At 33.2% G+C, this 15,284-nt stretch carries 8 protein-coding genes; 6 read left to right on the top strand and 2 right to left on the bottom strand.

From position 1 onward, the window contains the following. Positions 1-188 precede the first annotated feature (188 nt). From ACP6PL_RS29235 to ACP6PL_RS29220, 4 genes are all read left to right on the top strand, one after another. Complete coding sequence (locus tag ACP6PL_RS29235) at positions 189-1,304, top strand: ATP-binding protein (RefSeq protein ID WP_426548866.1); 1,116 nt, start codon at positions 189-191, stop codon at positions 1,302-1,304. A 244-nt stretch (positions 1,305-1,548) separates the two neighbouring features. Next, positions 1,549-3,960: an ATP-dependent helicase gene (locus ACP6PL_RS29230; RefSeq protein WP_426548865.1), complete on the top strand. Its 2,412-nt coding sequence runs from the start codon at positions 1,549-1,551 to the stop codon at positions 3,958-3,960. A 1,332-nt stretch (positions 3,961-5,292) separates the two neighbouring features. Next, entirely contained in the window at positions 5,293-5,730 is a 438-nt protein-coding gene (locus tag ACP6PL_RS29225) for a hypothetical protein (RefSeq protein ID WP_426548864.1), read from the top strand. A gap of 394 nt (positions 5,731-6,124) precedes the next feature. Further along, the gene (locus ACP6PL_RS29220; RefSeq protein WP_426548863.1) at positions 6,125-6,295 is read left to right on the top strand and encodes a hypothetical protein; all 171 of its coding nucleotides are present in this window, start codon (positions 6,125-6,127) and stop codon (positions 6,293-6,295) included. A 705-nt stretch (positions 6,296-7,000) separates the two neighbouring features. Here the strand turns inward: ACP6PL_RS29220 and ACP6PL_RS29215 are convergent. Next, entirely contained in the window at positions 7,001-8,581 is a 1,581-nt protein-coding gene (locus tag ACP6PL_RS29215; protein WP_426548862.1) for an NAD(P)H-quinone oxidoreductase subunit N, read from the bottom strand. 860 nt (positions 8,582-9,441) lie between these two features. Between ACP6PL_RS29215 and pirA the strand changes: the two genes are divergently transcribed. Continuing rightward, the gene (gene pirA, locus ACP6PL_RS29210; protein ID WP_426548861.1) at positions 9,442-9,606 is read left to right on the top strand and encodes an arginine synthesis PII-interacting regulator PirA; all 165 of its coding nucleotides are present in this window, start codon (positions 9,442-9,444) and stop codon (positions 9,604-9,606) included. A 1,091-nt stretch (positions 9,607-10,697) separates the two neighbouring features. On the opposite strand, the gene rpiA is transcribed toward pirA, so the two are convergent. Beyond that, on the bottom strand, positions 10,698-11,411 hold the full coding sequence (rpiA, locus tag ACP6PL_RS29205; protein WP_426548860.1) for a ribose-5-phosphate isomerase RpiA: 714 nt from the start codon (positions 11,409-11,411) through the stop codon (positions 10,698-10,700). 69 nt (positions 11,412-11,480) lie between these two features. Between rpiA and ACP6PL_RS29200 the strand changes: the two genes are divergently transcribed. Then, on the top strand, positions 11,481-14,924 hold the full coding sequence (locus ACP6PL_RS29200) for a tetratricopeptide repeat protein (protein WP_426548859.1): 3,444 nt from the start codon (positions 11,481-11,483) through the stop codon (positions 14,922-14,924). Positions 14,925-15,284 lie beyond the last annotated feature (360 nt).

The raw sequence follows: 15,284 nt of genomic DNA, 5'->3' as shown, positions 1-15,284 counted from the left end.
TCTACTGTAATGATTCTGGTTTTATTATAAGTGATCATCCGAACATGATATTACTCTTCAATTCCTAGTCTGAAAATTTTGTTGTGTCATAGAAGTTACAATTTTTGACACCACATATTTTTGATGGTAGATTAATGTATCATCACTCGTACTACTAAACCTAAAAATAAACTATACCCCGCCACCAAATGAAACTAGAAGAACATAAGTTTATTCGCTATTTTGAACCAGAGCAAGCTGCACAAATTTCCCAGATTGCTATTATTAAAAAATTTAGTCCGCAAGAGATTATTTTTGAAGAAGGTGATGATTCAGATGCTTTATTCTTAGTTTTAGAGGGTGAAGTTAAAGTTAGTAAAAAAAGCGGTGAAGGTAATAATTATGTTGTGATTACATCGGTTGAATCAAATGGTTATTTTGGCGAATTGGGAATTATAGATAAGCAGCCAAGGAGTGGTAGGGTAGTTGCATCTAAGGAAACAATTGTGGCTAAAATTTCTTATGACTCCATAATAGATATATTAGGCAATACAAAAGGGGATGTTGTTTTAAAAATATTAAGTATTTTATCTCAAAGACTGCGCACCGTTACGACTGAATACGTCAATCAATTAGCTTATAAAGAAAAAATGACTTTGATTGGAGAGATGGTAAACACTATTATTCACGATTTTAGAAGTCCTTTTACTGGCATTCAATTATCAAGTTCCATGTTAAAAGAACTACATCCAGATCAGGAAAGTCAAGAGTGGTGTGATTTAATTTCTATGCAAGTTCAGAGGATGTTAAATATGGCAGAAGAAGTACTTGCTTTTTCTCAGGGAAATACAAAATTATACTCTCAGACAGTTGATATAGCTAACCTATTACAAAACTTTAAAAAATTAAACCAGGTTTATATTGACTCTACTTTTGTAGAATTGATAGTTTCTGTTGAAGAGGGTTTGATCATAAATGCTGATGAAAACAAAATTAACCGCGTCCTACAAAATTTATTAGCTAATGCTGTAGAAGCTCTCAATCAATATGAAGGCAAGATAGAAATTAAAGCTCATAGAAAAGATAAATGGGTTGAAATTATATTTTCGGATAATGGATCTGGTATTCCTAAAGAAATTCAGAATAATTTATTTGAAGCTTTTGTAAGTTATGGAAAACAGGGTGGTATAGGGTTAGGAACTGCTATTGTTAAAACAATTGTTGATGCTCATAGTGGAGAGATTTTTTTTGAATCAACTCCAGGTAAAGGTACAACTTTTTACCTTCGTTTTCCCTTAGCTACAAGGGTAATTGATAATGGATAATTAATAATGGATAATTAATAATTGATCGGCAAGTACATAAAATTAATTACACATCTACACAAGCTGAATTTTTTGCCTGCTAAAGATGCCATATAATTAGAATAGGTAAATAATTTTGTTTAGATACTTAATTGATAATTGACATCCTGACAGCTAATAGCTGATGCTGAATGCTTATTTGTGAAGAAATAAACATTAATATTTATTGTTGAATTTTGAATTTAAATTTACGATTTCAAATAATGTGACTGACGATTTTGATGATAATTTTATACTTCCATCTGCTGATATTAAAACTAATGCTACAGACACAGAAAATGGCTTGTCTATAGCAGCTTTAAGAAAACAAAAAATTCAAAAAATATGTTCATATTTGCGACCAGGGCAACAACAAATGGCTGACTGGCAAGGGGGGCCTTTGGCAGTATCGGCAGTTCCTGGGGCAGGAAAATCTTATGGCATGGCAACAGCAGCAGCTTTGGCGATCGCTCGTTATCAATTACATAGTCACCATCAATTAATTGTTGTTACTTTTACACGTTCGGCAGCTACTAATATTCGAGTTAAAATTCGCCAATTTTTAAAGGAATTATCTTTACCTGAAGGTAGTTTTGTTGTTCATACTTTGCACGGTTTAGCTTTAAGTATTGCTCTACGTCATCCTGAATTATCTGAGTTAGATTTAGAAAATTATAATTTGATTTTGCCTACTCCTAGTAATAAGATAACTCGCACTTGTGTAGAAAGTTGGATTGCGAATAATCCGAGACATTATCAACTTTTAATTGAAGGAAGTAAGTTTGATGGAGAGGAAACGGAACGGTTAAGAAGGCAGTCAGTTTTACGCACTGAAATATTACCTCAATTAGCTTGGAAAGCAATTCAACAAGCAAAAAGTTCTGGTCTTAAACCTGAAGATTTGTGGCAACTACGAAACGAAACTAATGATAATTATCAAGTTTTGACTATTGCTGCTAATTTATATCAAACATATCAGGAAATATTGACGGAACATCAATTAATTGACTACGATGAAATGATTTTAGCAGCTTTGCGGGTATTGCGAAATGAAGGTGCTAGAAAAATATGGCAAAATCAAGTATTTGCCGTGTTTGAAGATGAAGCTCAAGATTCTACTCCCTTGCAAACTAAATTATTAGAAATACTCGCTACATCTAGTGAAAGTAATTATACTAATTTAGATTTTAATTTTATTGCTAAAGAGCAAAGATTATCAAAATTAAGTAATCTAAATATGATGCGTGTGGGAGACCCAAATCAAGCAATTAATTCCACATTTACCCCAGCAGATCCAATAGATTTTGGGCGGTTTTGTGAAGACTGTGAACAGTTAGAAAAATTGGCAGTTATGGAACAAGCAGGTCGCAGTTGTCAAATTATTATAGATGCTGCTAATTTTGTTTTGAAGTGGGTAAATAATTCAAAATTAGTAGGAAAGGAAAAACCATTTAGAGACCAAAATATTCATCCTGTAGAAGTTAAAGAATCAGGAACAGAAAATAATTATAATCCCCTAGCTACTGGTGGTGGTTTAGAAATATATGAACCTAGGGATATTTATCAAACACTTGAATTGATGGGGAAACGCATAATTAGTTTGTTTAAAGAAAATCCAGAAGGTAAATTTGCTGTATTAGTACGGGAAAATAAACAAGGAAAATTTATTGCAGATACTTTTAGTAATCCTGGAAAATATGGAATTGATATTGATTTAGAAAAATATGGTATTAAAATACATGACGTTTCTCAAGGGGCACGTCACTCTCAAATTCCCGCAGAAATATTAGCATTAATACAATTTATTGACCGCCCTCATTCTCCAGATTATTTAAAATCTGCTTTGAAAGTTTTAGGAGATCGCCACTTAATTCCTCAGCAAGATTATAATGCTTTTGCCTCTCAATTAGAGCAATTTCTTTACCCTACTCCTCTCGATCCATATCAATCAGAAAAGGTGCGTAAATGTCGTGATTTTTGTCGTAGTTTACTTAGAGCAAAATCTGAATTACCTTTATATCAATTAATTTCTTTTTTAGCTTTGGCATTAAATTACGAACAATCAGATTTGGCAACTGCAGATAAGTTAGCAGAAAGAGTGGCTAAACAAACTGCTGGTAATATTTCGATGAATGCCATGTTAGAAATGTTAAGTGAAATTGTGAGTTCCGAGAGATTTGAATCTGTAGAAGTGGAGGAAAATGCAGAGGAATATTATACTCGTACTCAGCAACTTACTATTATTACTATGCACAAGTCCAAGGGATTAGATTGGGATTTTGTCTTTTTACCTTTTTTACATGAAAATATAATTCCTGGTAATTTGCGAGTGTTACCCCAGGCTGATTTTTTGGGAGATTTTGACTTAGCTGAAGTGGTAAGGGCACAAATTCGTGCAAGTTTACAAGGGGAAGATTTACCAGATATTTCTACAGCTTGGGAACAGGCAGGATATTTAAAAATGTCTGAAGAATTCCGGTTATTATATGTGGCAATGACTAGGGCAAAAAGATTGTTGTGGATGTCTGCTGCGAGGTTAGCACCTTTTACTTGGAATAAACCAGAAAATTTACAAGCACAAAAATATTGTCCAGTTTTACCTGTTTTAAAGGCTGAGTTTCCGGAGAGTATTAGGTAATACTAGACATGATAAATGTTTACTACAAATAGCAAATTTTGATTATACTTATTTCCTTATTTTATAAATCTTTTGAGCTGATCGATTAATAAAATCCAGCATTTTTAGACTTTTTTCCTTTCTGACTATACTCAGTTTAGACATTAGGGTTGTCGATCTGATACCAATTTGATAAATGAATGAATTGGAGCAGCTATTTTTCAGGATCTGCGATCTATATCTACTTTTTTGTAGGATTATTTTTTTAAAGTGGTATGATTTATTTTTTTATTTTTTGATACAAAATCTTCTTCTCAAATTCCCTTTTTTCTGCCTCTTCTCAAACTATGTATCCTTTTGGAAAGAGTGCGTTTTACTTAACCTGATTGTATTTGGTATTTCAGACTGGATTTAGTATGAATTGTATTGACTTATAAATACAGTAGTTTCGTATAACTGATAACTGAAATAACCTTTGATTTACCTACTATTTTAAAACTACCATATTGACAGGTTTATTCAACAATTAATAAATACCTCTACTGAAAAATAAGAGGATTGACTAAAAGAAAATTTTTTTATTTTTATCCTTAATATGTAGAGACTTTAAACCTGAATTATTAATTATTATTATTCGGTAAGTAAATTCGTATTGTAACAATATTTTTTGCAAATTTTATAAGGTTTTTTTTACTTATTTAATTTTTATTAATAAAAATTAAAATTTGTTGCTTTTGGGGGTAAACATGAAAATATCACCTAACTTAATTTCACAAAAAATAGACGATTATCTCAATAATACATCTAAAAAGATAAGCTTTAACAAAATACTAAATAAAATATTATAAATTGATAATATCTGTGATAGAAAGTAGTATAATTAACTATAGGTTATCTTAAATTAAATATACAAACTATCTACCCAAAATAGGTTGACAAAACAGATAATATGTGCAAAAATCCGTTCAACTCTCAAGATCAAGGGGATCTACGAATTATTGATTAGATAAGCTCTTTTACTGAACTTCAATTAATTTTCTTTCCGGATTAAGAAGTGTAATAAGAAGTAGAAGTAGTTATACTTAGCTGAAAAAAAACTTATCTAAGTATTAATTACTATGTATTAATTACTATGTATTAATTACTATCAACTAGAAAGGTTTGTTCTCCTTGAAAGTTCTACCATCATAAACCCATGATTTTAATGTGATTTTAATCACATTAAAATCCTATAAGGGGTCACATACTCTATGGGAAAAATAGAAGATTATAAGAACAGGTAAGGGAAGTTATCCTTTTGTTTAACTTCTCTCTCAATGAAAACAATTAACTCTAATTTATTTTTGAAAGATTATGTACAGCCCTCTAATTAAAAAAGTTATAGCTAAAGCTTGTAATGTTAGTATCGACGAATGTGTAGAAGTTCAGAGATTAAAACTAGAGGTTCAAAGATTAACCCAGGAAAATCAAGAACTAACAGCACAAGCACAACAATATCAAACAGAAAATCAAGAACTGCAAAACAAACTAACCCAACTAAGGATGCAGTTAGCAACTCTTTCAGAACACTCTGCTCCTCTAAGCCACTCTTTATCTAATAATTTAATATCTTCAAAAGAGTCAACCAAAACAAAAGTTATTTTAGTTGATTCTCCAAACCCAGAACTAGAAGAAGATCTAGGTAAACCTGTAGAGCTGCTCAATCAATTACCAAACGGTATGTGGCACGTTAAAGTTGAATCAGGGGTTCAAGTAATTCTGAAGCCAGAAGCTCTAAAAGTTCTAGCATAGTTTTCCGTTACTCAGCTTTCTTAACTAATATTCTGAAAATGGTTAAAATTTTCTTAAGATACTCTTATGTAGAGCTAGGCTGAAGTAAGAGCATAAATTCAGTCCGCCAAAATACTTATTAATATAACTATTGCAGAATGCGAGAAATAACTAACCAATTACAAAATCCTATTACAAAATCCTATTACAAAATCCTAAAAGCCTTATCAATCATTTTTGATTGACTTTTAACTTCTACGTAGTTACACTAGCTCCTGCCTCTAGAACAAACAATACAGTGATCAGTGAACAACTACAATACTCACTTACCTTCGATGCAGTCGCTAAAAAGTTTTTGGAGGCTTATGAACACTTGCAAGTGCTGAAAGTAGACAGGTGAGGAAACAAGAAGTTAATGAAACCAATAGAAGACATTCTCAGTGACGCTAGTCGCTCAGGAACAACTAAATTTTTCTCCATGGAACAAGTGGTACAAATCGTAGCAATGGCCTGTGAATACCCTAAACAATCTCAACGACCAGTGATTCAGATGAGCATTCTATTTCAGGAAGGGAGGCATTACTAATACTGGTCACTTATTTCTTCTATCCTCCCTCCACTAGCTTTTACTTTCTAAGCATCAGGCTTAATTAAGGTTTTGAAGCTGAGTTTTTTCCGATCCCTTCCTTTTCTACTTTGGTTTTTTCCCGTTTTATATTGTCGTATGTTGAACCCCAGAAATTTGAATCCAATTATGATCATTGTGTGGGTTCAAGGTGAGATATTTTTGTTTTGCTAGGCTTAGTTCTAATCCCATTTCTGCCAACCATTTATGTTAATTATTTAGGCTATATATCTAAATTTTTGGAAATGGAACAGGGAATAAGTAAAAAGAAAAAAATACTACATCTCTAAGTTATATGAAAATCCCTATAAGGCAAAAAAATAGGTTGTTATAGTAGTCTAAGGAAAGATTAAGAAATATCAAAAGCTTAAAGCTCAGACAACTCAAGATTTTTCCTTCTCTCCTAGATAACTAAAACCTTCATCCTTCTGCTATAAGTTAAGTAAAATAAATTGTTTTATTTGCTGCTTTTCTCCCACTAATCTTTTCTATGTATAGCTTTTTCTACTTTAATGGGAATATAATTTCTGCTTTAAAAGGGAAATATTTTGTCTTTTACCTAAATGAAAAAGCGAAAATTTTACCGACATACATAATTGAACAGAAAAAATGCTCGACTCAATAAGCCGAACATTCCTTACTTTTGTTAAATCAAAAGAATTAAAACTAATTATTTTTTGACAAAGAAAAATTTGATTGACTCGCTACCGAATTAGTTTCAACAGTCTGAACTAAAGCCGAATGTAACATAGGAGTTTTAGCAATAGAATTATTAGCCAAAGTAAACAAAGGATTAGATAAAATTCCAGCTAAGGAAGTTGCCAAAACTGATACAATTAATCCTACTTGTAAAGGACGCATACCAGGAAGGTTCCAGCGAATAGGAGGATAATTTTTGATAACATCCGACATTTCTTGTGGTTCTTTTACTACCATCATTTTTACTACACGAATGTAATAATAAATAGAAGCCACACTGGTAATTAATCCTAACAAAACTAACCAATATAATCCAGCTTGCCAACCTGCCCAAAACAGATAAATTTTACCAAAGAAACCTGCAAGTGGAGGAATACCGCCTAAAGACAACAAACAAAGACTTAATCCTAATGTTAATAGTGGATCTTTTTGGTATAACCCTGCATATTCGCTAATTTGATCTGTACCTGTACGCAGAGAAAATAGAATTACACAGGTAAAACCACCCAAGTTCATAAACAAGTAAACTAGCAGATAAAATATCATGCTAGCGTAACCTGCTTCAGTATTGGCCAAAAGGCCAATCATTACAAAACCAGCTTGTCCAATGGATGAGTAAGCAAGTAAACGTTTCATGCTGGTTTGGGCAAGAGCAACTACATTACCCAGTACCATACTCAGAATAGCCAGGGCAGTAAATACAAAATGCCACTGTTCCGAAACTAATGGGAAAGCTGTTACTAAAAGACGAATAGCTAGGGCAAAACCTGCTGCTTTAGAACCAACTGAGAGAAAGGCCACAACTGGAGTAGGAGAACCTTCATAAACATCTGGAGTCCATTGATGAAAAGGAACAGCAGAAATTTTGAAAGAAATACCTGCAATAGCAAATACTAAGGCAATGACTAGAGCTAGGGAAACACCACCGCCAGCACCATTAGCAAGACTAGAGGCGATCGCTGTTAACCGAGTTTCTCCACCAGACAAACCATAAAGCAAGGAAATGCCATAAAGAAAAACGGCGGAACTAGCAGCTCCAATGAGTAAATATTTTAATGCTGCTTCATTAGAACGAGGGTCACGTTTTGTATAACCAGTTAATAAATAAGAGGAGATACTCAGAGTTTCCAGAGAAACGAAAATCATCACCAACTCATCTGCTCCAGAAAGGAACATTGCCCCCAAAGTAGCAGTGAGTAGAATGCAGATAAATTCTCCCAGTGGAGTTCCAGTCTGTTCTATATATGCAACCGACATTAATATAGTGGTAATCGCACATAGAGCAATAATACCTCTAAATACTACACTCAGGGCATCAGCATTAAAGCCTCCTAAAAAACCGATGGTATTGGTACTATCCCATTGAGTATATAAAGCCACAATTGCTCCTATAAGGCCAATAATGGCGGCATAAGGAGTCCACTTAGTAGAACTACGCCCCACTATTAGGTCTCCAACGAGAACTACCAGCAGGGTAATAACAACTATTCCTTCTGGAAGAATAGTACCTGCATTAAGTTGGGCTGCAATGTTAGAGAAATCTATCATTTTAGATAATTTGAAATTTTCGTGTAATTAAGAATTTTGGCTGATTCATAATCCTTTACAGTAGAGGATTGTAGCGTGTATCTAGAGATTTTTTGGTTTTTTATTAGGTAATAATTATTAATCAATCCCTGGCCAATTTTATTTTCTGGAGAAAAGCTGTTGAATTTGGTGTAGAGTTTCTGATAATTTTTCTTGACTGGAAAATGATATGGGAATTTCTATGTCTTTACCCTACACCTACAGAAGTCAATCGAGGTTTTGGGAAATTTACTTGCTGCAATTATTTTACGTTGAATTTTGGCTACCTACTTAGCAAAGGGTAGGGTATTGGTATCCATTTCCCTAAAGTGATACTGGGAAATATTTGTGTTTTGTTGCCTACCCTTTATTTCCTTCTTTCCTAAAATACACAACTTTTGTATTTCACCAATTTAAGAAACTCTATATTTCCTTTACAAAGAATCTCTTAATAAAATTTAAACTAATTACTTTAGGTGCAATATAAGTATTTATAAAAATATTCGATATTTGCTCAATAATATTTCTTAACAAGAAGCTTTTAATAAAAAAATACATAATATTTAAAGTACAACTAAAGCATAAAAGTAGAGGTAAATAATATAAATAAAGATGATTATAAATTTGGATTGGTTTCTTATAAAGATAATTTTTCCATTTATATTTGTAGATTTTTTTTTGATAATTGCTACAAAGACTAGGAGGCTTGACGTATTTCAATATTATTTGCTGTGTGGCTATTCGGTGATGAAGATTGTTAGTTTTAAACACCTAAACTGGTTGATGTTTGCTAGCTATGCTAAATTAAGAATGTAAGTGATACAATAAAAGTGATAAAAAAAATGTCTATGATGAACAGAAATACACCAAAAAGCTTGATCAAGTTGAATGAGGTTCATCGAGCCAATATAGAAAAAAGATTGGCTCATCGCCTGGAAGCAGCTAGAGCCAAAGGAAATCACAATTTAGTTAAAATCTTGGAAGAGGAAAAACAATTAATAGACTAAATTAGTCCCCTTGAATATCTAATTTAGCTAATAGTGATTTTTCCTAATGTTCATTAGTCACATAAAACCCGGTTTCTAGACGAGACCGGGTTTTATAATATATATCAAGATAGGATTTCCTAGGGTTAATATTATGTTGCAAAGTCTAGCTCAATATTTTTAGAACTTAACACCAAAACACTACTTATGGTTTGGGGAAAAAATCATAGGCGTGAAGATTAGGCGTGAAAATGAAGATAGGGAGTTGACATCTTCCCCAACCTAAAGGTACAGGGATTCCTACCGAGCCGTAGATCGTCGGCGGGTTGACGTTTCATTGGCTGCTCCTAACTTGAGGCCAGTCTTACCGAAATATTGTGGTTTAAAGCCTCCCCTTTTAAGGGGATAATAAATAAAAATTTTCCTGTTCGTGAATCCTCTCATTGAAAATAAGAGGTAATTCTAAATTCTAAATTCTAAATTCTAAATTCTAAATTCTAAATTCTAAATTCTTGAAGCTTGCCTCCAGGTCTATTTAGAGTCTGAGAAGGCCCTCCCGCTACTGATCAAAAATTCTTGTGGATGTTTATTTGCGCCTTCAAGTTTGAACTGCTCATTAACCTGAAAGCTTCCCTGGTTCTGCTATCAACTAAAAGAGTTTCGACCTAATCTTATTTTCTATAGTATTCATGAAATAAGGCAGGTACTGAAACTTATCATAACATGAACCCTCGCTTATGGGCGAGGCTTTAAACCTAATTTTTCACTACAAGTTTCCAAAGTTTCAACCCCATTACTTTACTACGATTACTTCAACAACTGTGTTAGTAGGCGATTGTATTAAAACCTATTTATTGCAATTTTTGAACCTTTAATATTTCTCAAAAGCGTGATTTAGAGAAGTTTCAAATTTATTCAGCCAGCCATAGTTATAGCACTACACAAAAACGTTAGGACATTTGTAAATTGTGTTTGCGGAGCATTTGAACACCGAAAACTCACTCAGATATTACTTTTGAATTTTGTACGGGTGATTCGCCTTTGCAGAGCATTGCCTAGGAAATCACCACTACTAACTTTTGACTTGCGCGTAGTGCTATATTTCCGACTTGTTAAGAAATTTCCCTAACTATTGGTTGCCCATCCTGAATTTCTCCTACTAAAATTACATCTGCAACCCCTACAAATAAACCATTTTCCAAAACGCCAGGAATATTATTTAAACTTTTTTCCAGCTCTGCGGGGTTATCAATAGAATCAAATTTGACATCAATAACCAGATTACCTTCGTCAGTCACTACAGGGCCAGCTTTCCTCACCCCCATCCGTAATTCTGGTTGACCACCCAGTTTTTTGATCGCCCGAATCACAGGAGTTATTGCCATCGGTATAACTTCCACAGGCAATAAAAAGGTAGAACCCAACTTATCTACTAATTTAGAACTATCCACTACTACAATAAACTGTTCTGCTAAACAGTCCACAATTTTCTCACGAGTATGAGCTGCTCCACCACCCTTAATTAGATTTTTCTGTGGGTCAACTTCATCGGCACCATCAATAGCAATATCCATGTGGTCAACTTCATCAAGAGTTGTTAATGGTACACCATATTCTTTAGCTAATACAGTTGACTGGAAGGAGGTGGGTATACCCTTAATGTCTTTTAGTTGGCCACTTTGCAAACGTTCTCCCAAAAACTGAATCATGTAGGCAGCGGTTGACCCAGTACCTATACCGACTATCATTCCAGATTTTACTCGGTCGGCAGCAGCTTTGCCGACTTGCTGTTTCATTAACTTCGTGGGGTCTTGTTCTGTGACCATAGTCTATACTCCTTACCTTAAATCCAATAAAATTACAAGCATTGTCTCACTTTACGGTTCGGAAAGAAAATGTTAGCTGAAAATTATTTCAATACAGCGAATCAATTGAAAGATTCTGGACAACTTTATACAGCGATGATTGCTTATCAAAAAGCTTTGAGTATTAAACCAGATTATGTCGAAGCTTACAAGAAATTAGCTGAAGTTTACTCAATGCAAGGACATTTTGATGCAGCGATTTCCGCTTGCAAAGAAGCAGTTAAAATTCAACCAAATTTTGCTTCTGCTTATTTGACTTTAGGGAATATTTTCCAAAGTCAGAATTTATTTGAACAGGCAATTAACACTTATTATCAGGCGTTAAAATATCAACCAAATTTTGCAGAAGTTTATGCTAATATTGCTAGTGTCTATTATAAACAAAGACAGTTTAATTTAGCTATTTTTAATTATCAAAAAGCCTTAGCAATTAATCCAAAATTGGCATCTGTGCAGTTGATGTTAGGAAATGTATTTGCTCAGACAGGGGAATTCGATCAGGCAGTTTATTGTTATCAAAATTTGCTGCAAATCAAACCCGAAGATCCTAAAGCTTATTTCAAGTTAGCAGAAGTATTTGCTTTGTATACAAATCTTGAACCAGCTTTTGATTATTATCAAAAATCTTTATCTATTCAACCAAATTATCGGGAAGCTTTTGCCAAATTATATAAATTACTAAAACCTGAAACTACTAAGCAAGAATTGGAGGTATTATTCAGTGAATGGCAAAAATTAGCAGAAGAAAATAATCAGAATATAAAGGAATATATTGACTCAGTAATTCAGGAAAAATCAACTAATTTTATAGAAAAGGAAAAATTTACAGGAGCAGAAAATAGAGAAGCTATTATTTCTGATGGAGAACATGGGATTCAACCTGCTACTTTCAATTTAATTCCTGACCAAAAAGTCGATAGTTTCGATAATACTGATGATAATTTACTTTACTCAGATGCAGTAGAAGAAAATCTGGAAAAAACAGGTAAATTTACAACTTTTGAGTATCAAAAATCAGAGTCAGAGTTTCCCAAAAAACTATTAAAATTTCCAGCAGCAGAAGCTTACATCAATCAAGCTAACCTTACCTTAAAAGAAGGAAATTTAGCTGCAGCGATCGCCTCATGTAAACAAGCTTTAAAAATTCAACCAGATTATGCTCCATGTTATGTAACTTTAGGAAATGCTTTTTACCAACAAAATAATTTAGAAGCTGCTTTGCGTGCTTATAGTCAGGGGTTAGAAATTGAGCCAGAAGTTGCTGAAGTTCAGGGAAATATTGGTAGTGTCTATTTCCAGTTAGGTCAATATAAACAAGCGCTGTTTCATTATCAAAAGGCTATTGACTTAAAACCTGGTTTGGCTGGTATTTATTGGAATATTGGCAAACTATTTCAATATTTAGGAAAGGTTGATGAAGCTCTTGATGCTTGGGAAAAAGCATTAGAAATTCAACCTGATATAGTGGAGGCAGACTTTCATTTTAAATTAGGTAATACCCTGGTTAAACTGAGTAGAATTAATGATGCAGTTAAAAGTTATGAGAGAGCAATTAATCTGAAACCAGATTATACCGAAGCTTATAGTAATCTAGCTAATATTTTAGGCAAACAAGGAGATAAAGAAGCAGCAGCTAAATATTATCAAAAAGCACTAAATATTAATTCAGAGTTAAAACATTTACATGAAAAACTAGCTAATAACTTATTGCTGAAAGGTGACTATGACCAAGCAATATTTAATTATCAAGAAGCAATAAAATATAACCCTAACTCCTATGATGCTTATGCTAACTTAGGAACAGCACTTTCTAATAAAGGATTACTAGAATCAGCACTAGAAAAATATTATAAAGCATTAGAACTTAAACCAAACTGGGCAGAAGTATACTCTCGCATCGGACATATTATTAAACAAGAAAAAATGGAAGAGGCGATCGCTTTATTTGAAAAAGCCATCGAAGTTAAACCAAAATTTGTCGAAGCTCATCAACAATTATGCGATTTGCTCAGTCATACAACTAAACTTGCTGAAGCGAGAAAAGCAGCCGATAACTTCTGTAATTCTTGTGCAGAAATAGCTCCTATTCTTTCAGGAACTGCCTTTTTATTTTCCTACTTTCAATCAGGAGTAAGTGACACAGCAAACTCCAAACTTTCAGAAGTAGAAAAAATCTGTTACCAAAGCTGTGAAACTTTTAGTGAACTAGAAATAAAACTACTCTATGAAATTTTCTTATTTGCTGTTCCTCACCTCCGGGATGACTTAGAAGGAAACGCTAAATTTTACAAATTAATTGCTAAACAATATTATCAAAATCGACCCAAAATTTACCAAACTCCAAAAACTCATACTTCTAGTTCTCAACCATTAAAAATAGGATTCCTTTCGAAACATTTTCGCCGTCATTCAGTAGGTTGGTGTAGTGAAGCTTTAATCAGAGAATTATCTCAAATTACACCAGACGTTCATCTCTATATTACAGGTCCGTTGAAGAGAGACGATATTACCCAAAGATTTGAACAAATGTCTGTCAAAACCTATTGGCCGAAAAAGTATCCTAACGGTTTTCCATCCTATGAAGAAATTACTACACAAATATTGGAAGACAAGTTAGATATAGTAGTAGATTTAGATTCAATGACATTGCCAGTCAATGTACATATTATCCATGAAAAACCTGCACCAGTTTGTGTTTCTTGGTTAGGATTTGATGCACCCTATATTTCCGAAAATCATTACTTTTTATGTGACTGGCATACCCATCCTCAAGGAAGAGAAAAATATTATTTAGAAAAATTAGTGAGATTACCAGAAACATCTGTAGCTGTGGGTGGGTTTGAGAGTCGTTCGGTTGATAGAAATGCGGGTAGAAATAGTATCGGAATTGATTCAGATAAAATGGTTTATTTGTGTATAGCACCGGGGCGAAAAACTAATCCAGAAATGGTACGGGCTCAACTGAAAATTTTGCAACATATCCCAGAAAGTATATTAATTCGGAAAGGCCAGGGAGACGTAGATATAATTTATCAAACCTATCTTCAAGAATCTGAAAATTTAGGTGTAGACTTTAATCGAATTATGTTTTTAGGGCAAACTCAAACAGAAGAAGAACATCGAGCAATTTATCAAATAGCTGATGTTTTATTAGATTCTTATCCTTATAATGGTGGTACTCATAATTTAGAAGCTTTATGGCAAAATTTGCCGATAATAACTAGAGCTGGCGAACAATATTTATCTCGGATGGGTTACTCATTTTTGCAGAATGTAAATTTGGATGTAGGAGTTGCTTGGAGTTGGGAAGAATATACAGAATGGGGAATTAAATTAGGTCAAGATTTAGGTTTAAGAAATTCGGTGCGGGAGCATTTGCAAAAGTCAAAAAATCCAGATAATTTAGCGCCTTTGTGGAATCCGAAAAAATTGGCAAAAGAGATGTATCAGGTATTTGCTGAACTGTTGGTTTAGTTGGATAGATTTTTGAAAAAATAGTATTTGAATAAAAATTAATAGGTAGTTCTGTAAAAGTATTGATTTTATAAAAAAAAAGTCAAGTAGTGTGCAAATACTATTTACGAAAAAACAACAAATTAGATTAAAGGTATTTTCTATTGCCTGTTTCTTGTCTTTACTTTACTTTACTTTGAATTAACTACAATGTCTTAGTTATGAAATTTTATGATATCTGTCTGGATAGAACGTTATTTTACTGATTATTGACTGTAACTTAACTATAACGTCTTAGTTTCTAGATTTTAGATCAAGCTTTGAGTGATCGCCTCTTGAGCAGACTATTGGTTTAACTCAAACGTCTTAGTTAAATTTTGA

The organism is Dapis purpurea BLCC-M126 (assembly GCF_050015975.1).
Lineage (GTDB): Bacteria > Cyanobacteriota > Cyanobacteriia > Cyanobacteriales > Microcoleaceae > Trichodesmium.
The sequence above is the reverse complement of the archived record's forward strand: the minus strand, read 5'-3'. Positions and strand labels throughout refer to the sequence as shown.